This is a genomic window from Sphingobium sp. SA916 (assembly GCF_002894065.1).
Taxonomy (GTDB): domain Bacteria; phylum Pseudomonadota; class Alphaproteobacteria; order Sphingomonadales; family Sphingomonadaceae; genus Sphingobium; species Sphingobium fuliginis.
Window position 1 is genome coordinate 36,488 of record NZ_LXYF01000028.1, and the last position, 22,463, is coordinate 58,950.

Genomic DNA, 22,463 nt, shown 5'->3' on the forward strand with positions numbered 1-22,463 from the left:
GTTTCGAGGAACCTTTGCAGGGGCGCGGAGTGTTGGACGGCAGCATGACCAATCATCATCCAACGCCTCTGCCCGCAAAGAGAATTCCATGGATAGGGCATCCCATCCGGACACCCGGGCCGAAGGTAAAAGGCCCGCTGCGCCAGTCGCGCAGCGGGCCTTTTCAGTGCGTGAAGCGGCAGGCGGGCAGAGCCGCGCTGGAGCCTTCCGGTTGATCCGGCCGGAAAGCCCGTCAGCGCTTATTCGCCATCATCCTCCGCTTCGGGTCCGGCCATCATCCCTTCGGCGACCTCCTCGGTCTTTCCGCGGATCGCCTTTTCCAGCTTGTCCGCCATTTCGGGATGTTCTTTCAGAAAGGTTTTCGCATTCTCGCGACCTTGCCCGATGCGAACCGAGTCATAGGAGAACCAGGCGCCCGACTTCTCGACCAGCCCAGCCTTCACGCCGATGTCGAGCAGTTCGCCAATCTTGGACACGCCCTCGCCATACATGATGTCGAATTCGACCTGCTTGAAGGGCGGCGCGACCTTGTTCTTGACCACTTTCACGCGGGTCGCGTTGCCGACAATGTCCTCACGATCCTTGATCTGACCGGTGCGACGGATGTCGAGGCGGACCGAGGCGTAGAATTTGAGCGCGTTGCCGCCCGTCGTCGTTTCGGGATTGCCGTACATGACGCCGATCTTCATGCGGACCTGGTTGATGAAGATCACCAGACAGCGCGAGCGGGAGATGGAGCCGGTCAGCTTGCGCAGCGCCTGGCTCATCAGGCGGGCCTGCAGGCCGACATGGCTGTCGCCCATCTCGCCCTCGATTTCGGCACGCGGAACCAGCGCGGCGACCGAGTCCACCACCAGCACGTCGATGGCATTGGAGCGCACCAGCGTGTCGACGATCTCCAGCGCCTGCTCGCCGGTATCCGGCTGCGACACGATCAGTTCGTCGATGTCGACGCCCAGCTTCTTCGCATAGCCCGGATCGAGCGCATGTTCCGCATCGACAAAGGCCGCGATGCCGCCGGTCTTCTGCGCTTCTGCAATGGCGTGCAGCGCCAGCGTGGTCTTGCCCGAGCTTTCCGGGCCATAAATCTCCACAATACGTCCGCGCGGCAGGCCACCAATGCCAAGCGCGATGTCCAGCCCCAGCGATCCGGTCGAGATCGCCTCGATCTCGATCTTCTCGCGGCTGCCCAGCTTCATGGCCGACCCCTTGCCGAAGGCACGGTCGATCTGGGAAAGGGCCGCTTCCAATGCTTTCTGTCTGTCCATTGTCCCTGTCTTCTTGGAATCGATGAGTGAGAGCATTGCGGTCATCGGCCTATCCCCTGTCAAGCGGAACGCGCCGGTCCGGATGGCGCGTGGCCACCATGTATCCTGTTTGTTCTAATGGAACAAGAGGGGAACGAAATTTTCTTATGCGGCGCTCAGCGCCTTGTTCAGCGCGCGCTCGACCGCGCCGATCGTGAAGGGCTTGGCCAGGGTCGGCCGGTCGGCATGGCTGGTCGGCAGATCGTCCGCCATGCCGCCCGTCGCAAAGACGAAGGGTATGCCGCTCTGCGCCAATATGTCCGCAACGGGCCAGCTTTTCTCGCCATGCAGGTTGCAATCGAGCAGCGCCGCGTCGAAGCCGCCCTCGCGCGCCTTGGCGCAGGCATCATCGACCGATTCGGCAATGGCGTGCAGCCGGTATCCGAGCGCGTCGAGATAATCCTCCAACATCATGCCGATCATTGCCTCATCCTCGACGATCAGGATGGTCTTGCCATCAGACATGCTTGCGGTCCCCAATCTTACCCATCGCAACCCCAAAGGCCTTTTCCCACCGGCATAATCGACAAGCCGCGCGGAAGTTCATTCTTCAAATTCATTCCGCCGCAGGACGCATCGCCAGAGCATCCCGCGCCGCTTCCGCCAACTGGCTGACGGAAAAGGGTTTCGGAAGGAAAGCCACATTGGCGATGTCGATCGATTTGCGCAACTGTTCCTCGGCATAGCCCGACATGAACAAGACCGGCAGGTCCGGATGGCTCGCCCGCGCCCGCGCGACCATCGATGGACCGTCCATGTTCGGCATCACCACATCGGAAATCAACAGGTCGATCTTCTCGTCTCCGGCCAACACTTCCAGCCCCTGTTCGCCGTCATTGGCTGTCAGCACCTTATAGCCCTGGCGCGACAAAGCCCGTTCCGCGACGGCGCGCACCATATCCTCATCCTCCACCAGCAGCACGGTGCCGGTGCCCCAGGTTTCGCTGCGGCGCACGGGCGCCTTGGGCTGGGCGGCCTGATCGACATCGGCGCCCTGATAGACGGGCAGGTAGATAACGAAGCTCGCCCCGCGGCCAAGCTCCGATTCCGCGAAGATGAACCCGCCCGACTGCTTGACGATGCCGTAGACGGTGGAGAGGCCAAGGCCCGTCCCCTTGCCCAGTTCCTTCGTGGTGAAGAAGGGTTCGAAGATCTTCGAAAGAATGTCGGGCGGGATGCCCAGCCCCGTGTCGGACACCCGCACCGCCGTATAGTCGGCTGGCGGCAATATGTCCGACCGCATCTCCCGCACCTTGGCGGCGGGCACGCCGTAGGTCTGGATATTGAGCGTGCCGCCGTCCGGCATGGCGTCGCGGGCGTTGACCGCCAGGTTGACGATCACCTGCTCCAGCTGGCCGGGATCGGCCCGCACCGCGCCCAGATTGCGGCCATGGCTGACTTCCAGCTTGACGCTCTCGCCCAGCAGGCGCTTCAGCAGGTTGGAGACGTCCGCGACGATGTCGGGCAACTGCAATATCTGCGGCCGCAACGTCTGCTGGCGCGAGAAGGCGAGCAACTGCCGCGTCAGCCCCGCCGCGCGGTTGCTGTTCGACTTGATCTGCTGGATGTCGTCATAATCGCTGTCGCCCGGCGTATGGCGCATCAACATCAGGTCGCAATGGCCGATGATCGCGGTCAGGATATTGTTGAAGTCATGCGCGACGCCGCCCGCGAGCTGGCCGATCGCCTGCATCTTGGTCGCCTGCGCGACCTGGCGCTTGAGCTTGCTCTCCTCGCTATTGTCCTTGAGGGAGAGCAGCACCGCCGCCTCGCCCAGCCCGCGCACGCCGGCCAGGCTGAGCGCGATCGGCTCGTCCGGTTGGTTGCGCATGCGCACGGCGACATCGCCCGACATTTGCGGCCCGACCGCAAAGCGCCGCACGGCGTCGGCCACCGCCGCCTGATCTTCCCGCACCACCAGGTCGCCGGGATAGCTCGGCTTCTCCTCGGGCTTAACGCCCGCCGCTCGCGAAAAGGCCTTGTTCATGAACAGGACGCGACCGTCGCGATCCGCCATGGCGAGGCCGAAGGGCAGCAGCGACAACAGCGTCTCGATATAGGAAAGCGCCGACGTGCCGCCCGCATTGCCCGCCGGCTCGTCGATCAGCAGCAGCAGCATCGGCCCATCCTGCGCACCCGATTGCGCGCCCGCCGGCTGGGCGGCGCGCTTCAGCGGCACCTGCAGCAGCCGCAGCGGAATGCCGCCCGATTCCTCCCGCGCCAGGAACAGCCGCGCCTTGTCGTCCACCCGCATGTGGGCGGCGAAATCGCGCCCGGTGATATTGGCGTCGATCCGTCCGGCGGCGCGCAGCAGGAAGGCGCCGTTGGCGGCCCGGATGCGCCCCTCCCCGCCGATCATCACCGCCATGATGCCCGCTTCGCCCAATTGCCGCCCGGCTTCCCCGGTCAGCAGGCGGTGCACATCGTCCAGCGCGCTCGGCTGGCGCACCGGGGAAAAGCGCCACAGCAGATAATCCTCCGACCGGCCGGTGCGGCAGAGGAAGGCATCCAGTCGCAGCGCACCCTGCACGATCCCTTCCACCCGCGCCTCGCCGTCGCGCCAGGCGGCGCGGGCGGCGTTGCCCAGACTGTCGGACAGGCTGCTGTCGCCGGTGACATGGGGCGGCGTGGGGAAACCGGGAAACCATTCCCCGAACAGGTCGCTGGCGCAGACCAGCCGCCCGGCGCGATCGGTGACGGCGATCGCCATGTTGGAGGCATCCGCCGCCGCGCGCGCCACCGTCCAGTCGGGCACGGCCTCACCCACGGCCACTTCCTGCGGATAGAGCCGGCGATACCACCCCAGCAGCGCCGCTCCGGCCAGCAGCGCGGCGCCGAACCCGGCGCCCAGCGCCCAGTTGCCGGCGGCATAGACCACCAGCCCGGCGGACATCAGCGCCAGCAGGATGAGCAGCGGCAGGGCCAGGGGCGACGACCTGTCGGCCGCCCAGGCGTCTCCATCCCTGATCACACGCGCGGACACGGCCCGGCTATCCCCCTGCATTCACAATGGACTGCCCGCTCCCGCCGGTCAGGCCGAAGCGACCTCCTCCAATGCGCTGCTTTCGCGTGCCTTGCCAATCCTCAATTTGCGGGCATGCCATTTCCGGCCCATGCGATGACGCCAGATCCAGTCGGCCAGGAAGTAGCCGACCACCGCAAAAGCCAGGGAAATCAGCGCCAGCCCCAGCAGCATGGCGGGCGCTGCCTCCGAAAAGAGCCAGGCGCACCATTCGCGGATCGACGCATGCCGGTCGATCAGCGCCATGAAGCCCGATGCATCCGCCGACCGTCCGAGCAGCCAGTTGCCCATATAGACCGACGCCATCAGGAACAGCGGCGTGGTCGCGGGATTGGAGAGGAAGGTCATCGCCGCCGCCAGCGGGATGTTCGCCCGGAACGGCAGCGCCAGCAGCGCCGCGCCCGCGATCTGCACGCCGGGGATCAGCAGGAAGATGCCGACCAGCAGCCCCAATGCCACGCCGCGCGGCACCGAACGCCGGGTGAAGCGCCACAGCGAGGGTTCCAGCACCCGGTGCGCCACCGGGGCCAAAAAGCGGTTGTTTTCCAGCGATTCGCGGGTAGGCGCATTGGCGTGCCACCAGCGGGAGAGCCTGTTGTCCATCAGCGATGCGCCTTCATGATGCGCTGCTGATCGCGCTTCCAGTCGCGTTCCTTGATCGTGTCGCGCTTGTCATGGGTCTTCTTGCCCTTGGCCAGCGCCAGCTCGACCTTCGCCTTGCCCCGGCTGTTGAAATAGATCGACAGCGGCACCAGCGTCATTCCCTTGCGCTCGACAGCGCCATGCATGCGGGCGATCTCCCGCTGGTGCAGCAGCAGCTTGCGGGGGCGCTTGGGCTCATGGTTGAAGCGGTTGCCATGGCTGAATTCGGGGATGTTGCTGTTGACCAGCCACACCTGCTCGCCCTTCACCTCGGCATAGCTTTCCGCGATATTGCCCTCGCCGAAGCGCAGCGACTTCACCTCGGTCCCTTGCAGGGCGATCCCAGCCTCGAACACATCCTCCAGGAAATATTCGAAACGGGCGCGCCGGTTCTCGGCGACGATCTTCTTCTTGTCGAAGGCTTCGGGACGGGGACGGGCCATTATTCTCTAACTAACTCGCTTCACCATATAGGCCCGCGGGACGATCAAACCAGTCCCGCGATCTCCAGAGCCCGGTCGACGGCGGCACGGCTCGATTCCGACGGCCAGGTGATCGGCAGGCGGACCTCGCCGGACATGTCGGGCCGAACGCGCGTAAGGGCATATTTGACCGGGCCGGGTGAAGAATCGCTGAACAGGGCATCATGCAGGGGGTAGAGACGATCCTGAAGCGCAAGGGCGCCATGCCAGTCGCCGTTTGCCATTGCCCGCTGGAATTCGGCGCAAAGGCGCGGCGCGACATTGGCCGTGACCGAAATGCAGCCCCTGCCGCCCATCGCATTGAAACCCAGCGCCGTTTCGTCATTGCCGGAAAGCTGACAGAAATCGGCCCGGCAGGCGAGGCGCTGTGCGCTGACCCGCCCCAGATTCCCGGTGGCGTCCTTGATGCCGACGATGGTCTGAAATTCCTCCGACAGGCGGTGGATGACCGGCACGCCGATGTCGGTGATCGTGCGGCTGGGCACGTTATAGAGGATGATCGGCAGCGAACAGCGCTCCGCCAGATGCGCGAAATGCCGGTACACCCCCTCCTGATTGGGCTTGTTGTAATAGGGCGCGACCACCAGCGCCGCATCGGCCCCCGCCGCCTGCGCCGCGAACATATGCTCCAGCGCGATGCGGGTGTCGTTGGAACCGCAACCCGCGATCACCGGCACGCGGCCCGCCGCCTGGTCGACGCAGATGGCGATGACGCGATTATGTTCCTCGACCGTCATGGTCGCGCTTTCGCCCGTCGTGCCGCAAGGGACGAGCGCGCTGCTGCCTTCCCCGATCTGCCAGTCGACGAAGGCGCGAAAAGCCGCCTCGTCCACCGCCCCGTTGCGGAAGGGCGTGATCAGTGCCGGAATCGACCCGGAAAACATGCAACAAACTCCTTCAATTCACCGGGATTCCGGGGCATGATAGCGTGAAACACGCGAACGGCGCGCTATAGCGCGTCATTCAGGGCCTGATAAGGATGCAATTGCGATAATGTCCAGTAGGGTATCGCTCTCCTGTCTTGAAACTGCCCCGGAAGCCCTCACGGTTCGTATGCCACTGATTGCTCTTTTGCTTTTCACAGCCGGCGCCAGCGCCCAGACCGAAACCACCGGCCCCGCGCCAGCCGCGGCCTATCCGCCCGGCGCCGTGGTGCAGCCTGTTCCAAGCTCCAGCGAGCCCAGCCCGTGGCAGCGCGCCCAAAGCCGAATCGGCGTGGCGAGCGATCCCTCGATCTCCGGCACGATCAGCCAGTGGCGCGCGCTCCAGCAGAGCGATGGCCTGGGCTCCTCCACCTATATGAGCTTCATCATGGCCAATCCCGGCTGGCCGGGCGAGGACCGGATGCGGCGGCTGGCGGAAACCGGCATCAATCCCAACAGCTACGATCCCGGGCAAGTCATCGCCTTCTTCACCCGCTTCCCGCCGCGCACCGCAACCGGCAATGCCCGCTATGCGCTGGCGCTGATGCAGCAGGGCCGCATGGGCGAGGCGCGGGTCGCCGCGCGCAACGCGTGGGTCGGCGGCACGCTTTCCCCCGATGACGAGGCGCGGCTGCTTTCGCTCTTCGGCGCGGGATGGACATCGGTGGAGCATGACCTGCGCGCCGACGCGCTGCTGTGGAAGGGCGACGTCATGGGCGCGCAGCGGAGGCTTGCCTATGTCTCGCCGGCCCGCCGCCCGGTCTATGAGGCGCGCATCGCCTTCCGCCAGAAGGCGCCCGACGCGGCGATGAAGATGCAGTTGGCGGAGGCCGTGGGCGCGACCGACGCCGGATTCGTCGCGGACAAGGCGACATGGCTGCTCAACACGGGCAACTGGATCGCCGGCCGCCAATATCTCGCCAACCGTCCGGCGTTGACCTTCCGTCCCGGCGACGCGGAAAAATGGTATGAAACGCTGCTGACGCAGGCGCGCGCCGCCGCCAATGACAGCCAGTGGAGCTTCGCCTACGGCATCGCCAGCAAGCTGGACGACGCCTATCTGCCCGGCACCGACGTCAACAGCCGGCCCATTGGCGAGCGCGACGATTATACCAGCCTTGCCTGGCTGGCGGGATCGACGGCCTTCTACAACCTTGGCAAGCCGCTGGACGCGATGGAGATGTTCCGCCGCTACGCCACAGCCGCCAAGTCGCCGCAGACCCAGTCCAAGGGCTTCTACTGGGCGGGTCGCGCCGCGCTCCAGGCCGGCGACGCTGCGACCGCGAACAGCTATTTCGCCCGCGCGGGGGCCTTTCCGGACCAGTTTTACGGCCAGCTTGCGCTCGAACGGCTGGGCCGGCCGATCCCTGCCCCAGCGACTGTGGAACGTCCGGTCGAAATCTCCGCCGCGGAACGCACGGCCTTCGCCAACCGCTCGGTCGTCCGGGCGGTGAAGGCGCTGGGCCAGATGGGCTATTGGGAAGATCAGAGCAAATTCGCCCGCGCCATCGCCAATAATGCCGACAGCGATGCCGACCATTATCTCGCCGTCGAACTCGCGCAGAGCATCGGACGACCCGACATGGGCGTGATGGTCGGCCGCCGCGCCGTGTCGAGCGGCCTCACCGGCTATGGCGAAAGCGCCTTTCCCCGCGTGCCCGTGCCGTCGGAGGCGCAATATAACTGGACGATGGTCCACGCCATTGCCCGGCAGGAAAGCCAGTTCGACCGGCAGATCGTCAGCCATGCGGGCGCACGCGGGCTGATGCAACTGATGCCCGGCACCGCCCGCGAACAGGCGGGGAAGCTGGGAATGAGCTATGACGCCAGTTCGCTCAACGATCCCAGTTACAACATCATGCTCGGCTCCTCCTATTTCCAGCGGATGCTCGATTATTATGGCGGCAGCTATCCGTTGGCGGTGGCGGCCTATAATGCCGGGCCGGGCAATGTGAACCGCTGGATCGCCGCCAATGGCGACCCGCGCCTGCCCGGCGCCGACATGCTGCGCTGGATCGAGCAGATTCCGCTTTTCGAAACGCGCAACTATGTCCAGCGCGTGCTGGAAAACGCCGTGGTCTATGAGGCGATGAACCCGCAGCGCGCCCGCTTCCGGGGCACGACGACGCCGCTGTCCAAATATCTCGGCAAGCAGACGCCGGGCTGAACTTGCGCTATGGGCGGGGCATGAGCACTCCCCATCCCAACTATATCACTCCGGAAGGTTTCGCGAAGCTGCGCGCCGAATATGACCAGCTGCTGGGAGTCGAGCGCCCGAAGATCGTGGAAGTGGTAAGCTGGGCGGCCGGCAATGGCGACCGCAGCGAAAATGGCGACTATCTCTACGGCCGCAAGCGGATGCGCGAGATCGACGGCCAGTTGAAGCGCCTCTCGCGCAAGATGAAGGACGCCAGGGTGGTCGACCCACGCCAGCAGCCCGACAAGAGCAAGGTCTATTTCGGCGCCACCGTCACCATCGCGGACGAGGACGACAACCACCGCACCGTCACGCTGGTCGGCAATGACGAGACGGACGCCGCCGCCGGCCGCATCGGCTGGAGCACGCCCATCGCCCGCGCCCTGCGCGGCGCTGCCGTGGGCGACCTGCGCCGCGTGGTGCTGCCCGCGGGCGAGCGGGAATATGAGGTGATGGCGATCAGCTATCCGGCGTGATGATCGGCCATGCCAAGACAAACCGCCGGAGCAGCCCGCTAATCGTCCCGCCGCAATATCACGTTGAGCCGCTCCATCACCTCGGCGATCGGCTCGATCACGGTGACGCTGCGTCCCTCTCCGAAGCGGATGCGGGTGCCGTCCGTCACCGATGACACGAAGGTGACCTGCGCGGCATTGACGGCGGTTTCGGTCCGGTCGGCGCCCACGAACATGACGAGCATGCATCCTCTCCTTCTTTCTGGAAGGAGAGCCTAACCCGAATTCCGCCCGAAGCCAGCCCTTTTCCCTTCAGGCGGCCTGAATTGCGCGGATGAAGGCGCTGGCGCGGTCATCCAGCCGATGCGCCTCTTCCGACAGGCGGCTCGCCGCGTCGCGCATCGCCTGCGCATCCGCCACCGCATCGCCCGCATTGACGCTGATCTGACTGGCGCTGGCGCGGACATGCCCGCTCGCCTCGCCCGCCTCCGCCACGCTGTCCGCAATCGCCCGGCTGAATGCGCCATGCCGCGCCACCGCCGTAAAGACGGAGGCCGAAAGCCGATCCGCCGTCGCGATCGCCGCATCCATATGCGCATGGCCCTGCGCGACATGGCCGACGGTCACGCGGATATGGTCGATCCGCCGCGCAATCTCCGCCGCCGCATCGCGTGTCTGGCCCGCCAGCGTCTTGACCTCCCGCGCAACCACGGCAAAGCCCCGCCCGGCGTCCCCGGCCCGCGCCGCCTCTATCCCGGCGTTGAGCGCCAGCGTCGTCGTCGCCCGCGCAATCGCGTCGATCAGAGCGGTCACTTCCCCGATCCCGTCGGCCTGCGCGCTCAGCATCCTTGTCTGCGCCGCACCCGATTGCGTCTGGTCGACGGCGGCGCGAATGGCGGCCCCCGCCTCGCGCACTTCATCCTCCATCGCCTGGAACAGCAGCCCCAGTTCCCGCCCGGACACGGCGATGCCGGCCAGATTGTCGGCGGTCTGCGCCGCCGCCACCGCCATGCCGGCCGACGCATGCCCGTTATGCGCGGACCGTTCCGCCGCATCTTCGGCCAGACGCGACAGCATGTCCGCCATCGCCACCATGTCCCCTGTCAACGCCTGGACATCGGCCCGGAACGTCGCGCTCTCCCGCGTCACCCGTTCCAGCCGCTCGACCCTCGCCAGCGCCACACGTGCGTCCCGCTCCGCCGCCAGCCGGAGCAGAAGCTGCCCACCCGCGACCCCGGCATAGCGATCCCCGTCCACCACGATCAGGCCTTCGCAGCCCTGCCCCTGCGCGGCATAGAGGTCGATCAGCGCCTCGATGCTGGCGCGCCGCTCGACCGTCGCGCAGTGACGGACATGATCGTCCAGCCGCCCACCGAAGCTGGGATTGCGCAACAGGGCATGGCCGAAGGGATTGAACAGGATGCGCCGCATGTCGCATTCGTAGATCGCTCCCACGGGCCTGTCGGCAGCATCGAGTACCGGCAGCAGCCGCAGCGCCGGGTCATGCTGGAAATGATCGACCGCCTCGCTGAGCGGCCGCCCCAGCCGGATCGCCGGGCTGGGCGTCATGAGGATCGGACCAGCCGAATGGTCCAGGGATCGGTCGAGCATCGGGGGTGCGTACATAGGCGCCGGTTAAGCCCATAATGGTAAATGAGCCGTTAGATTTTGATGACAATTTTGTTACAAGATGTTGATTTTCAGTGATTTTCTTACGGAACCCTATAGCCGTAGGCCTTGGCGGCCAGCTTCACCACTTCCGGATCGGCTTCCGGAAAATCCATCGGCACCAGCTTTTCCAATCGCTTGGCGACATAGGAGAGCGCCGCGATCCGACCCGCCCGACGGTGATTATTGTCGATGGCATGCCAGGGCGCCACCTTGGTGTCGGTCTTGCGGAACATGTCGTGCATGGCGTCCAGATAATCGGCCCGCCTTGCGCGGTTGCGATAATCGTCCGCGCCGGTCTTCCACCGCTTCCACGGCGTGTCGAGCCGCTGGGCGAGCTGTTCGTCCTGCGTCTCTTGCGTGATGTGGACGAACAGCTTGACGATGTTGGTCCCGGCGTCGACCTGCTGCCTTTCGAAGGCGTTGATCTCTTCATAGGCGCGCTTCCATTCGCCCTTGGAACAGAAGCCCTCGACCCGCTCGACCAGCACCCGGCCATACCAGCTCCGGTCGAAGATCGCGATGTTGCGCCCCGCCGGCAGCCGCGTCCAGAAACGCCAGAGGAAGTGCCGGTCGCGCTCCTCCTCCGTCGGGGCGGAAATGGGGTGGACCTTGTAATAGCGCGGGTCCCAGTCGGCGGTCATGCGCTTGATGATGCCGCCCTTGCCCGCCGCATCCCACCCCTCCAGCAGGATGACGCTGCGCCGGTCGTGGATGATGTGCGCGACCTGGATCTTGGCGAGCCGCTCCTGCAATTCGGCCAGCTTCGCCTCATAATCGCCCTTGAGCTTCGCGCCCTTCTCATAATCGGCAAGGTCGATGGTCATGTCTGCACCTTCCACTGGCCCCGGCGGCAAAGCACGAGCTTATACCAAAGCACCGAACCCGCAATCTGGGCGGCGGTTGCAATCAGGCCGGGCCGCCCCTCCCCGGCATCGAGCCAGCTGGTCCAGACCACATAGGCCAGCGCGAGCAGGGTGACGACCGGGGCAAGCGGATAAAGCGGCATGCGATAGGGCGCATGGGCGCTCGCCCCACTGCGCCGCCCGGCCATGGCGGCCAGCGCGATGCCGCCATAGATCGCCACCAGCCCGGTGCCGTTCAGCACCAGCAGCATGGATAGCGGCAGGAAGCAGGCGAGCGTTCCCATCCCGCCGACGATCAGCGTTCCGATCCAGGGCGAATCGAAGCGCGGATGGATCGCCACCAGCCAGTCGTCGATGCGCGGAATCCAGGCCCGGTCCCGCCCGGTCGAATAGAAGAAGCGGGCGCAGGCCAGCACGCAGGCGATGATCGCGTTCACGATCGCAAGCACGATGCCGACCGACACCAGCGCCGAAAGGCCGGCGCTCCCCCGCTGCCGCACCAGCAGGCCAAAGGGATCGTCGACGGTCAGCAGGGTCGCAAGGTCGATCCTCGCCAGCAGCAGCGCGAGCAAGGGCACGCCTTCGAACAGCAGCGCGAGGCCGAGGGCGGCGAGGATGGTTCCGGCGATCCGTCTGGGCGCCTCATGCATCTCCTCCCCGAAATAGACCGCCATGCCATAGCCGTTGAGCGCGAAGATCGCGATGGTCGTCGCCACCCCGATGGAGGCGGCGCTGGCCGGGACGAAGCCCTGCCCCGTCGCTGCCACCACCGGATGGGTCAGGAATTCCAGCGCCGGCCGCGCATGATCGGCAAAGCCCAGCACCATCACCACGGCCACGGCTGCCAGTTCGACCAGCAGGAACAGCCCGGTGATGACCGCATTCACGCGGATATTGAGGATCGCGACCAGCGTCGATCCGATCATCACCGCCACCGCGACCGGCACGGCGGGCAGGCCCGGCACCACCGTCGCCATGACCGATGCGATGCCCAGCGCCGCGACAGGCGGGAAGAGCACATTGTTGAAGACATTGACGCCCAGCATGACGAAACCGGCCATCGGCCCCAGCGTCTGCGCCACCGCGACATATTCCCCGCCCGCCACCGGCCAGGCGGAGGAGAGTTCGGCATAGATGAAGGCGGTGGTGACGCAGATCAGACTGGCGAGGATCATCGCCCAGATCGCGCCGGTCCCGGCCTCCTGCAACATGCCGGGTATGATGACGAAGACGGAGGATGCCGGGGTGGTCGCGGACAGGGTCAGGAACAGGACGCCCGCCACGCCCAGGCTGCGCGCCAGGGCCGGCGGCTTGTCCGGCAACATCTGTTCGTCGAGCATGGCCTGTCCCCCTTGCCCGTCCTTACATCGAAGGTTCAGCGAGAGTGCAAGCCTCTCCTGTCGTTGGGGCTCAGGGCGAACGGAGGTTGGGGAATCAGGCCTTCGCCTGCGGCTCCACGACGCGGATGTGCAGTTCGCGCAACTGCTTGAACTCCGCCGGGCTGGGCGCCCCCATCAGCAGGTCTTCCGCGCGCTGGTTCATCGGGAACAGCGTGATCTCGCGCAGGTTCTGCGCCCCGCAAAGCAGCATCACGATGCGGTCCACGCCCGCCGCCATGCCGCCATGGGGCGGCGCGCCATATTGGAACGCGCGATAGAGGCCGCCGAAGCGCTCCTCCACATCGGCCTGGCTGAGGCCCACCTTCTCGAACGCCTTGACCATCAGTTCCGGCGACTGGTTGCGGATCGATCCCGAGGCGATTTCATAGCCATTGCAGACCATGTCATATTGATAGGCCTTGAGGCTCAGCGGGTCCTGATGCTCCAGCGCATCCAATCCCCCCTGCGGCATGGAGAAGGGGTTGTGCGCGAAATCGATCTTCTTCTCATCCTCGTCATATTCGTAGAAGGGGAAGTCGACGATCCAGCACAGTTCGAAGCGATCCCTGTCGATCAGATCGAGCTGCTCACCCACGCGGATGCGCGCCAGACCCGCCAGCTTGGCCGCCTGGCTTTCCTTGCCCGCCGCGAAGAAGACGCCGTCATTAGGGCCAAGGCCCAGCGCCTCGATCAGCTTCGCCGTCCGTTCCTCGCCATGGTTCTTGGCGATGGGACCGCCGGGCACGCCGTCCTTGATGTTGATATAGCCAAGGCCCGAATAGCCTTCGCTGCGCGCCCAATTGTTCATGTCGTCGAAGAATTTGCGGCTGCCCGCGCCTGCGCCCGGTGCGGGAATAGCGCGGATCACGCTGCCGCTCTCCACCAGCGAAGCGAAGATGCCGAAGCCGCTGCCATGGAAATGCTCGGTCACATCGCTGATCAGGATCGGGTTGCGCAGGTCGGGCTTGTCCGACCCATATTTCAGCATCGCCTCGGCATGGGGGATGCGCGGGAAGGTGCCCGCTGGCGTCACCGGCCTGCCGTCGGCGAACGCCTCGAACACCTGCGCGATCACCGGCTCCATGGTGTTCCACACGTCTTCCTGGGTGACGAAGCTCATCTCCAGGTCCAACTGGTAGAATTCGCCCGGCAGGCGGTCGGCGCGCGGGTCCTCGTCGCGGAAGCAGGGCGCGATCTGGAAATAGCGGTCGAAACCCGCGACCATCAGCAACTGCTTATATTGCTGCGGCGCCTGGGGCAGCGCGTAGAATTTGCCCGCATGGATGCGGCTCGGCACCAGAAAGTCTCGTGCGCCTTCGGGGCTCGACGCCGTCAGGATCGGCGTCGAATATTCGGTGAATCCTGCATCCTCCATGCGGCGGCGCATGTCCCGGATGATCTGCGTGCGCTTGACGATGTTCGCGTGCAGCGTCTCGCGCCGCAGGTCGAGGAAGCGGTAGCGAAGGCGGATGTCCTCCGGATATTCCTGCTCGCCAGCCACCGGCAGCGGCAGGTCGGCGGCGGCGGACAGCACCACCGCGTCCAGCGCGCGAATCTCGATCTCGCCGGTCGGCAGGTTGGGGTTCACCGCTTCCTTCGCCCGGGCGACGACCTTGCCCGTCACGGTCACGACGCTTTCGGCCCGCAGCGACTCGATCACCCTGAACACCGGCCCATCCACCTCGGTGACGATCTGCACCATGCCATAATGGTCGCGCAGGTCGATGAACACCAGGTCGCCATGATCCCGCTTGCGATGCACCCAGCCGGACACCCGCACCTCATTGCCGACCTCCGCCGTCGTAAGGGCGCCGCAGGTGTGGGTGCGATAGGCATGCATGGCGTTTTTGGTCTTTCAGCTTCGTTTTACGGAAATGACAAATTGTTGCAGCGCCGCTATGGGCAGTCCTGTCAAGCATTGACGAGCCCGTGCGCGACGGGCCAGCCCATAATAAGATCGAAGACCATATGCAAATCCATCCGCTGATTACCGACAGCAAGACTCTCGCCCAATTCTGCGCCCGGATCGCCAAATCGCCCTATATCGCGGTCGATACCGAATTCATGCGCGAAAACAGCTATTGGCCCGATCTCTGCCTGGTGCAGGTCGCGGACGAGCATGAGGCGGCGGCCATCGACCCCAAGGCGCCCGGCCTCGACCTTTCGCCCCTGCTCGACCTGATGGTCGACAATGAGGATGTGCTGAAGGTCTTTCATGCGGGCGGTCAGGACCTGGAAATCATCTACAACCTGACCGGCAAGACCCCCCACCCGATGTTCGACACGCAGATCGCGGCGATGGCGCTGGGGCTGGGCGAACAGATCGGCTACGGCAATCTGGTCGACGCCTGGCTGGGCGTGCAGCTCGACAAGGGCGCGCGCTTCACCGACTGGGCGCGCCGGCCGCTCGACAAGCGGCAGATCGATTATGCGATCGGCGACGTCACCTACCTGATCCAGATATTCCCCAAGATGCTGGAGGAACTGCGCCGGACCGGCCGTGGCGACTGGCTGGATCAGGAGATGGAGCGGATCAGCGACCCCTCCAACTATGAGAACAGGCCCGACGAGGCCTGGCAACGCGTCCGCATCGCCAGCCGCAAGGCCGATGTGCTGGGCCGCCTGAAGGCGCTGGCGGCATGGCGCGAGATGGAGGCGCAGGACAAGAATCTGCCACGCGGCCGCATCGTCAAGGACGAGACGCTGGCCGACATCGCCAGCCACCCGCCGCGCACGCAGGAGGATCTGGGCAAGGTGCGCGGCCTGTCTGCCACGTGGAAGACCAACGACATCGGCAATCGGCTGATGCTCGCCCTTGCCGCGCACAAGCCGCTGGCCAAGGAGGAAATGCCGGAGCGCGACCCCAAGCGGCCGGGCCTGGGCAAGGATGGCGCGCTGGTGGCGGACCTTCTGAAGCTGCTGCTGAAAATCCGTTCGCGCGACATCAATGTCGCCGCGCGCCTTATCGCCCGCAGCGACGACATCGACGCGCTGGCCGCCGGCGTGCGGGAAGACCTCGCGATCCTGGAAGGCTGGCGCTATGAACAGTTCGGCCGCGATGCGGTCGACCTGGTCGAGGGCCGCCTTGCCTTCGCGGTCAAGAATGGCCGCCTCAAGATGACCCGCACGCAATAGGAGTTCAGGACGGATGCGAACCGCTATGCTTCCCCTTCTCTCCCTGCTTGCCGCCTGCGCCGGCGCGAACGGCCAAGGCCCCGCCACGCCGCCGCCCACCGCCGAAGGACCATGCCGCGACGAGGGGCTGGACCGCTTCATCGGCCAGACCGCCAGCGCGGCGACCGGCGCCGAATTGCTCAGGCTTTCCGGGGCCCGCACGCTGCGCTGGGGCGCGCCGGGCATGGCGATGACCATGGATTTCCGCCCGGACCGGTTGACCGTCAGCTATGACGGGAAGATGGCGATCACGACCGCGCGCTGCGGCTGAGGATCGCAATGGAATAAACCTTACCGCACAGCCGTATCCCATCCGGCGCCGGTCGCGATCCCCCTGATCGCGGGCGGCCAGCCCCACGGGTGGTCCCCAAAGGGCGGCGTAGCGGTGGCGCGGGGAGGCAGGCCCCTCCTGGCACCATCGCTACGCCATTCCCGTTTCGTTGCGATCCGTTTAGGGTGCCGGGCAAGAGGAGCGGCCCGATGAACGACACTGACTCTCCCTCCGCGCTGATCGACCGGCGCATCGCGGAACTCAGCGATTGGCGGGGAGAAACGCTTGCCCATGTCCGCGCGCTGATCAGGGAAGCCGATCCGCAGGCGGTAGAGGAATGGAAATGGCGGGGCGTCCCGGTCTGGTCGCATGGCGGCATCCTCTGCACCGGGGAAAGCTACAAGGCGGTGGTCAAGCTCACCTTCGCGAAGGGCGCTTCGCTGGAGGACCCGGCAGGCCTGTTCAACGCCAGCCTGGACGGCAATGTGCGCCGCGCCATCGACATAAGGGAAGGCGAGACAATCGATGCCGACGCGTTCAAGGCGCTGATTCGCGCCGCCGCGGCGCTCAACATGAGCAGGCTGAGGAAGAAAAGTCAGATGACATCTGAATAATGGAAGAGCGGCGCGCCCATAACCAACGGATCAGACCACAGCGCCGCCCACGCCCCATCAACATTCCAGCCCGATCAGCGTCCCGCTGCCGATCCGCCCGACATAACGCTTCCCGTCGATCTCCAGCCAGTCGGGCGTCACTTCCAGCCGCCGCCCCCTGATCGTGGTGCGCAGATGCTCGACGGCAATGCGGTTGCGCGCCACGATGCGCAGCACCGCCAGCCCCTCGCCCCGCGCCGCCATCATGCTGTAGCGGTCGCCGCGCAGCAGGAAGTGCCAGCTACCGTCCGTCGGCATCCACTCATTGCCGTTCACGACCTGCACCGGCTCGCCATCGGGGCCACCCATGCGCACGCTGATGCGGGTCGCGCCATTGCTTCGGCGCGGCGGCGCGAAGATCAGGATCGGCTCCCCCTCCAGCGTCAGCGGGATCGGCGTGTCCCTCAGCAATTGCGAGCCGCCCATGATCAGCGTCGGCAATTCCGGCGAGAAGGGCAGGCGGTCCCGCGCGAAATGGCGCTGCCGCACGACGGGATTGGCATGGAAGCCCTGCACCTGCATCGGCGTCAGGCGCCCTTCCTCCACCAGCCCATGGCAGGTGGGGCAGAGCAGCGTCACCCCATGACTTTCGGGCAAGCGAAGATAGCGGTAGATGGTCACGCCACAGCGGACGCAGGCGAAACCGCAAGCCTGACGCACTTCGTCCTGCTGCTGCGCGGTCAGTTCTGGCAGCGACGGCATCACACGCAAGCCCATGCACGACGACCCCTTGCTCACCTGCCCGCGCCACTGCGGACCGGCGTTCCTCCGGCGTCCTTCCTGCTGGCCGTGGGCGCTCCAAAGCACCCCTTCTCGCTATTGCACTATCGTTGAAATAAATGCGGACAAGTCAAGAGGCTGTTCACCATTCTCCTACCGCTGGGGCAGCAGGTCGAGATTGCGCGAAGCCGCGATCGCCCGGATGCGGTCGGGCCGCGGCATGGACCTGATCGCGATTTCCGCCATGTCCCCGGCGCTGAACAGTTCCACATTGCCGACGTTGAAGATGCGCTGGCCCAACGTCTGGGTGATGCGCACGCTGCGGATGCTGGAAAGCGCGATCTCCGTCCGCTGCTTGGCCAGAAGGCCCCGTTCCAGCAGCACTTCCCGGTCGGAAAGCGCCAGCCGCTCCCCCTTGTGCAACACCCACCACACGCCGATGGCGAGGATGCCGACGACGGAGATCAGCAGGAGGATGAACAGGAAGGGATGCGCGCGGAACATCGCGGGATGCTCGTCATACAGCCATGTCTCGCTCATGCCGGTCCCCTGCGGTTGGTCGTGAGCATTGACCATGGACGCCCCGCCGCCGTCAAGGCCGCCGGACTTGCGCCGCAGCCGGATAATGGTTATAACATCCGTATGAACACACCGCTCAAGATCACGAAGATCGGCAATTCCGCCGGGGTCATCCTGCCCAAGGAGGTGCTGGCGCATCTCAATGTCAGCGTCGGCGAGACCCTGTCGGTCGTCACCACGCCGCGCGGCATCGAATTAAGCGCAGCCGAACCCGATTTCGACGCCCAGATGGCGGCAGCGCGGGAGGTCATGCAGCGCCGCAAACGCGCGCTGCGCGAGCTTGCGAAATAAACCATGTCCCGCAATTGGGTCTGGGTCAGCGCCGAAGTGGCGATGGCGGCGCATGCCGAACAGTTGGCCGAACATGGCGGCGGTGAAGGCGTGCGCGACTCAGGCTTGCTGGAAAGCGCCATGGCCCGCCCGCAGAATCTGGCGGCCTATCATGAACCCGATGCAGCGGAACTGGCGGCTGCCTATGCCTATGGCATTGCGCGCAACCATCCCTTTGTCGACGGCAACAAGCGCACCGCCGCAGTTGTCAGCGAAACCTTCCTGGCGCTGAACGGCTATGTGCTGACGGCCACCGACGCCGAGTTGGTAGTAGCCTTCCTGGCTCTCGCGGCCGGAGAACTGAGCGAGGAGGAAACCACCGCCTGGTTTCGGGACCATCTGGCGGCGGAATGAAGTCCCTTTAGTTCGGGAATAGCGTACTCCTGCACCGGCAGGAGCCTCAGTTCTCATCCCCCATGCGCAGCGCGGCGATGAAGGCTTCCTGCGGGATCTGCACGGACCCATATTCGCGCATCCGCTTCTTGCCCTCCTTCTGCTTCTCCAGCAGCTTCTTCTTGCGGGTGATGTCGCCGCCATAGCATTTGGCGGTCACGTCCTTGCGCATCGCCGCGATGGTCTCGCGGGCGATCACCTTGCCGCCGATCGCCGCCTGGATCGGAATCTTGAACAGGTGGCGGGGGATCAAATCCTTCAATCGCTCGCACATGCCGCGCCCGCGTGATTCGGCGGTGCCCCGGTGAACGATCATGCTGAGCGCGTCGACCGGCTCATTGTTGACGAGGATGCTCATCTTGACGAGGTCGCCTTCCCGCGCCCCGATCTGATGATAGTCGAAGCTGGCATAGCCGCGCGAAATCGACTTCAGCCGGTCGTAGAAATCGAACACCACCTCGTTGAGCGGCAGTTCATAGGTCACCTGAGCGCGCCCGCCGACATAGGTCAGGTTCTTCTGAATGCCGCGCCGGTCCTGGCAGAGCTTCAGGATCGAACCCAGATATTCGTCGGGGCAGTAGATCACCGCCTCGATCCACGGCTCCTCGATATAGTCGATATGGTTGGCGTCGGGCATGTCGGCGGGGTTGTGCAGATGCCGGACCGTCCCGTCATTCATGTGAATCTCGTACACCACCGAAGGCGCGGTGGTGATGAGGTCCAGATCATATTCCCGGCTCAGCCGCTCCTGAATGATCTCCAGATGCAGCAGGCCCAGGAAGCCGCAGCGGAAGCCGAAGCCCAGCGCGGCCGACGTCTCCATCTCGAAGGAGAAGCTGGCGTCGTTCAGCCGCAGCTTGGAAATCGATTCGCGCAGCTTCTCGAAATCATTGGCGTCGACCGGGAACAGGCCGCAGAACACCACCGGCTGCACTTCCTTGAAGCCGGGCAGCGGTTCCTTCGCCGGATTCTTGACCGTGGTGATGGTGTCGCCGACGCGGGTCTGACTGATGTCCTTGATCTGCGCGGTGATGAAGCCGATCTCGCCCGGCCCCAGTTCGCCCAGTTGCTCGATCTTCGGCCGGAAACAGCCGACGCGGTCGATCAGATGCTCGGTGCCGCCGATCATGAACTTGATGTTCTGGCCCTTCTTGATGACGCCGTTGACGACGCGCACCAGGATGACGACGCCCAGATAGGGGTCGTACCAGCTATCGACCAGCATCGCCTCCAGCGGCGCCTCCCGGTCGCCCTTGGGCGCGGGGATCTTGGCGACCACCGCTTCCAAAATGTCGTCGATGCCGATCCCGGCCTTGGCGCTGGCCAGCACCGCTTCCGACGCGTCGAGGCCGATCACCTCCTCGATCTCCGCCTTCACCTTCTCCGGCTCGGCGGCGGGCAGGTCGATCTTGTTGATGACGGGCACGATCTCATGGTCATGCTCGATCGACTGGTAGACGTTGGCCAGCGTCTGCGCCTCCACCCCCTGCGCGGCGTCCACCACCAGCAACGCGCCCTCGCAGGCGGCGAGCGAGCGGCTCACCTCATAGGCGAAGTCTACATGGCCCGGCGTGTCCATCAGATTCAGCTCATAGGTCTCGCCGTTCTTCGCGACATAGTCGAGGCGCACGGTCTGCGCCTTGATGGTGATGCCGCGCTCCTTCTCGATATCCATGTTGTCGAGGACCTGCGCCGACATTTCCCGGTCGGTCAGGCCGCCGGTGCGCTGGATCAGGCGGTCGGCCAGGGTCGACTTGCCATGGTCGATATGGGCGATGATCGAGAAATTGCGGATGTGCGAGAGATCGGTCATGGCCCGCGCCGATAGCAGCCATTTGAGGGCCTGTCAGCAGGCTCGCACATCCCATGCCCGTTAAGGCTATGGCGGTGATAACCGTTCGCATTACTTGCGCGCCCGCGCGGTTGTGCTAGAGCATGGTGCAAATATCGGGGCGCCACAAAATCAAAACGACTTCAGCAACTTTCAGGGGTGCATGACAATGCGTGTGTTCGCGAAGTTCGTCGCTGCCGCAGCCGGTCTGGCTGTCGCGGCTTCTCCGGCGATGGCCGCCGACAAGGGTTCGTCCGCCCGGCAGCAGCAGGCCAAGAAAACCGCCGAAATTCCTCATTGCACCCGTCGCCTCGGCACGGTGGCCATCGTCGAGCCGGACAACCAGTGGTGGCGTGAGCTGAACCTGGGCAGCCCGGAGGCGATCCTCAAGGTGTTCATCCAGCAGTCGGGCTGCTTCGGCATCGTCAACCGCGGCCGCGCCATGGCCAGCCGCAATATGGAACGCGCCATGGCGGACTCCGGCGAATTGCAGGCGGGGTCCAATCTGGGCAAGGGCCAGGTGAAGGCGGCGGATTATTATCTGCAGCCCGACATCGTCTCCTCCAACAAGAATTCAGGTGGCAATGCGCTGGGCGGCATGCTCGGCGGCTTCCTGGGCGGCCGGACCTTCGGCGCGCTGGCGGGCGGCATTTCGGTCAAGAAGAGCGAGGCCAATGTGACGCTCTCCATCGTCAACGCCCGTACGACCGAGGAAGAGGCGTTGACGGAGGGCTATGCGCGCAAGTCGGACCTGAGCTTCGGCGGCGGCGGCGGCGCCGGCTGGTGGGGCGGCTTCGCCGCGGCCGGCGGCGGCGGCTACCAGAATACGGAGATCGGGCAGGTGATCGTGCTCGCCTATCTCGACGCCTATACCAAGCTGGTGACGCAGCTTGGCGGCCTGCCCGCCAATGCGGCCGCAGCGGCGCCCCGCGCGCAATAAAGGACGGTTTTGAAGGGAAGGGCGCTGCCGGAGCTTCCGGTGGCGCCTTTTTTTCACTGGTCTCGCCATCCTGCTGCGCGATACTCTAGCCTTCCCATGTCCTGAGCGCCCGTTCATAGCGTTTTGCCGCTGCGTCGCGGGCTTTCTCCAGCGGGTGCCTTTCGGCTTGATGCCGTTTTTCCAGGTCCTGACGCGCGCGCCGAAGGGCGGCTTCGCGGCGGGCCAGTTGACGGCGCTCCGCTTCCTGCTGACGGTCGAGAGCCGCCAATGCCTCCTCCGCCGCCTCCAGCGGTGCGCGGTCGGGGCGGGGCCTGGGCCTGGCCGCGCCGCGCGCCTTCGCCTTTCTGGGGCTTGCGGGCTTCTCCTCAGGCAGCGCGGCGAGATGTTCCGCCATGGAACCGCGCGGGCGCCTGATGACCTGGCCTGGATGGGCGAGCGGCTCGGCCATGAGGGCCGGATCGGTCACGACCTCCGCCACGCCGCGGGCGAAGAGATTGGCGTCGGCGCCCCAGGCCTCCAGCGCCGCCTTCTGGCTGGGCGCGGCGACATAGGCGTCGTGAAAGCCGATGGCGGTGCGATAGGTCTTGAGTGCGCGGGGCATGGGCGGGAAACGCCCGGGACAGGCGGCCGG

The 22,463-nt window shown here is 65.4% G+C and carries 23 protein-coding genes; 8 read left to right on the top strand and 15 right to left on the bottom strand.

Features of this window, described 5'->3' with window-relative positions:
* Positions 1 to 239: 239 nt before the first annotated feature.
* The 6 genes from recA to dapA form a co-directional block, all read right to left on the bottom strand.
* Positions 240 to 1,313 carry a recombinase RecA gene (gene recA / locus A8G00_RS07040; protein WP_025547442.1) on the bottom strand — a complete coding sequence of 358 codons (1,074 nt, stop codon included), beginning with the start codon at positions 1,311 to 1,313 and terminating at the stop codon, positions 240 to 242.
* Positions 1,314 to 1,412: 99 nt separating this feature from the next.
* The gene (locus A8G00_RS07045) at positions 1,413 to 1,772 is read right to left on the bottom strand and encodes a response regulator (RefSeq protein ID WP_103000364.1); all 360 of its coding nucleotides are present in this window, start codon (positions 1,770 to 1,772) and stop codon (positions 1,413 to 1,415) included.
* A 91-nt stretch (positions 1,773 to 1,863) separates the two neighbouring features.
* A complete protein-coding gene (locus tag A8G00_RS07050; RefSeq protein ID WP_044662815.1) occupies positions 1,864 to 4,290 on the bottom strand; it encodes a response regulator in 2,427 nt (808 codons plus the stop codon).
* Between the two features lie 48 nt (positions 4,291 to 4,338).
* Positions 4,339 to 4,932, bottom strand: coding sequence for a DUF2062 domain-containing protein (locus A8G00_RS07055; RefSeq protein ID WP_025547448.1), 594 nt, complete (start codon positions 4,930 to 4,932; stop codon positions 4,339 to 4,341).
* Entirely contained in the window at positions 4,932 to 5,414 is a 483-nt protein-coding gene (gene smpB / locus A8G00_RS07060; protein ID WP_007683053.1) for an SsrA-binding protein SmpB, read from the bottom strand. The genes A8G00_RS07055 and smpB overlap by 1 nt, the downstream gene beginning before the upstream one ends.
* A gap of 44 nt (positions 5,415 to 5,458) precedes the next feature.
* Complete coding sequence (dapA, locus tag A8G00_RS07065; protein ID WP_103000365.1) at positions 5,459 to 6,337, bottom strand: 4-hydroxy-tetrahydrodipicolinate synthase; 879 nt, start codon at positions 6,335 to 6,337, stop codon at positions 5,459 to 5,461.
* A 169-nt stretch (positions 6,338 to 6,506) separates the two neighbouring features.
* Here dapA and A8G00_RS07070 point away from each other — a divergent pair, with 169 nt between their 5' ends.
* Positions 6,507 to 8,543: a lytic transglycosylase domain-containing protein gene (locus A8G00_RS07070; RefSeq protein WP_103000366.1), complete on the top strand. Its 2,037-nt coding sequence runs from the start codon at positions 6,507 to 6,509 to the stop codon at positions 8,541 to 8,543.
* A gap of 20 nt (positions 8,544 to 8,563) precedes the next feature.
* Entirely contained in the window at positions 8,564 to 9,049 is a 486-nt protein-coding gene (greB, locus tag A8G00_RS07075) for a transcription elongation factor GreB (protein WP_025547457.1), read from the top strand.
* A 38-nt stretch (positions 9,050 to 9,087) separates the two neighbouring features.
* Here the strand turns inward: greB and A8G00_RS07080 are convergent, their stop codons facing one another.
* The 5 genes from A8G00_RS07080 to aspS form a co-directional block, all read right to left on the bottom strand.
* A complete protein-coding gene (locus tag A8G00_RS07080; RefSeq protein WP_025547459.1) occupies positions 9,088 to 9,273 on the bottom strand; it encodes a hypothetical protein in 186 nt (61 codons plus the stop codon).
* Positions 9,274 to 9,340: 67 nt separating this feature from the next.
* Positions 9,341 to 10,597: a methyl-accepting chemotaxis protein gene (locus A8G00_RS07085; protein ID WP_367379442.1), complete on the bottom strand. Its 1,257-nt coding sequence runs from the start codon at positions 10,595 to 10,597 to the stop codon at positions 9,341 to 9,343.
* A gap of 143 nt (positions 10,598 to 10,740) precedes the next feature.
* Complete coding sequence (locus A8G00_RS07090; protein ID WP_103000368.1) at positions 10,741 to 11,523, bottom strand: polyphosphate kinase 2 family protein; 783 nt, start codon at positions 11,521 to 11,523, stop codon at positions 10,741 to 10,743.
* Positions 11,520 to 12,902 (bottom strand): APC family permease, encoded by a 1,383-nt coding sequence (locus tag A8G00_RS07095; RefSeq protein WP_253257937.1) that lies wholly within the window; start codon positions 12,900 to 12,902, stop codon positions 11,520 to 11,522. The genes A8G00_RS07090 and A8G00_RS07095 overlap by 4 nt, the downstream gene beginning before the upstream one ends.
* A 94-nt stretch (positions 12,903 to 12,996) precedes the next feature.
* Positions 12,997 to 14,781: an aspartate--tRNA ligase gene (gene aspS / locus A8G00_RS07100; RefSeq protein WP_103000369.1), complete on the bottom strand. Its 1,785-nt coding sequence runs from the start codon at positions 14,779 to 14,781 to the stop codon at positions 12,997 to 12,999.
* Between the two features lie 128 nt (positions 14,782 to 14,909).
* Here aspS and rnd point away from each other — a divergent pair, with 128 nt between their 5' ends.
* The 3 genes from rnd to A8G00_RS07115 all read left to right on the top strand — a co-directional run bounded on the left by rnd (position 14,910) and on the right by A8G00_RS07115 (position 17,000).
* A complete protein-coding gene (gene rnd / locus A8G00_RS07105; RefSeq protein ID WP_025547468.1) occupies positions 14,910 to 16,076 on the top strand; it encodes a ribonuclease D in 1,167 nt (388 codons plus the stop codon).
* 13 nt (positions 16,077 to 16,089) lie between these two features.
* Positions 16,090 to 16,386 (top strand): I78 family peptidase inhibitor, encoded by a 297-nt coding sequence (locus A8G00_RS07110; protein WP_103000370.1) that lies wholly within the window; start codon positions 16,090 to 16,092, stop codon positions 16,384 to 16,386.
* 209 nt (positions 16,387 to 16,595) lie between these two features.
* Positions 16,596 to 17,000, top strand: a complete 405-nt coding sequence (locus tag A8G00_RS07115; protein WP_103000371.1) for a DUF1801 domain-containing protein — start codon at positions 16,596 to 16,598, stop codon at positions 16,998 to 17,000.
* Between the two features lie 57 nt (positions 17,001 to 17,057).
* On the opposite strand, the gene A8G00_RS07120 is transcribed toward A8G00_RS07115, so the two are convergent.
* Together A8G00_RS07120 and A8G00_RS07125 are read right to left on the bottom strand one after the other, a co-directional pair.
* On the bottom strand, positions 17,058 to 17,741 hold the full coding sequence (locus A8G00_RS07120; protein ID WP_025547473.1) for a hypothetical protein: 684 nt from the start codon (positions 17,739 to 17,741) through the stop codon (positions 17,058 to 17,060).
* Between the two features lie 171 nt (positions 17,742 to 17,912).
* Positions 17,913 to 18,299, bottom strand: a complete 387-nt coding sequence (locus A8G00_RS07125) for a PH domain-containing protein (RefSeq protein ID WP_025547475.1) — start codon at positions 18,297 to 18,299, stop codon at positions 17,913 to 17,915.
* A gap of 102 nt (positions 18,300 to 18,401) precedes the next feature.
* Between A8G00_RS07125 and A8G00_RS07130 the strand changes: the two genes are divergently transcribed.
* Together A8G00_RS07130 and A8G00_RS07135 are read left to right on the top strand one after the other, a co-directional pair.
* Positions 18,402 to 18,629, top strand: coding sequence for an AbrB/MazE/SpoVT family DNA-binding domain-containing protein (locus tag A8G00_RS07130; protein ID WP_103000385.1), 228 nt, complete (start codon positions 18,402 to 18,404; stop codon positions 18,627 to 18,629).
* A 3-nt stretch (positions 18,630 to 18,632) separates the two neighbouring features.
* The gene (locus tag A8G00_RS07135) at positions 18,633 to 19,022 is read left to right on the top strand and encodes a type II toxin-antitoxin system death-on-curing family toxin (RefSeq protein WP_103000372.1); all 390 of its coding nucleotides are present in this window, start codon (positions 18,633 to 18,635) and stop codon (positions 19,020 to 19,022) included.
* 46 nt (positions 19,023 to 19,068) lie between these two features.
* On the opposite strand, the gene lepA is transcribed toward A8G00_RS07135, so the two are convergent.
* On the bottom strand, positions 19,069 to 20,874 hold the full coding sequence (gene lepA / locus A8G00_RS07140) for a translation elongation factor 4 (protein WP_025547480.1): 1,806 nt from the start codon (positions 20,872 to 20,874) through the stop codon (positions 19,069 to 19,071).
* Positions 20,875 to 21,061: 187 nt separating this feature from the next.
* On the opposite strand from lepA, the gene A8G00_RS07145 reads away from it, so the two are divergent.
* On the top strand, positions 21,062 to 21,832 hold the full coding sequence (locus tag A8G00_RS07145; protein WP_025547481.1) for a CsgG/HfaB family protein: 771 nt from the start codon (positions 21,062 to 21,064) through the stop codon (positions 21,830 to 21,832).
* An 85-nt stretch (positions 21,833 to 21,917) separates the two neighbouring features.
* Here the strand turns inward: A8G00_RS07145 and A8G00_RS07150 are convergent, their stop codons facing one another.
* Positions 21,918 to 22,433 carry a hypothetical protein gene (locus A8G00_RS07150; RefSeq protein WP_103000373.1) on the bottom strand — a complete coding sequence of 172 codons (516 nt, stop codon included), beginning with the start codon at positions 22,431 to 22,433 and terminating at the stop codon, positions 21,918 to 21,920.
* Between the last annotated feature and the right edge of the window lie 30 nt (positions 22,434 to 22,463).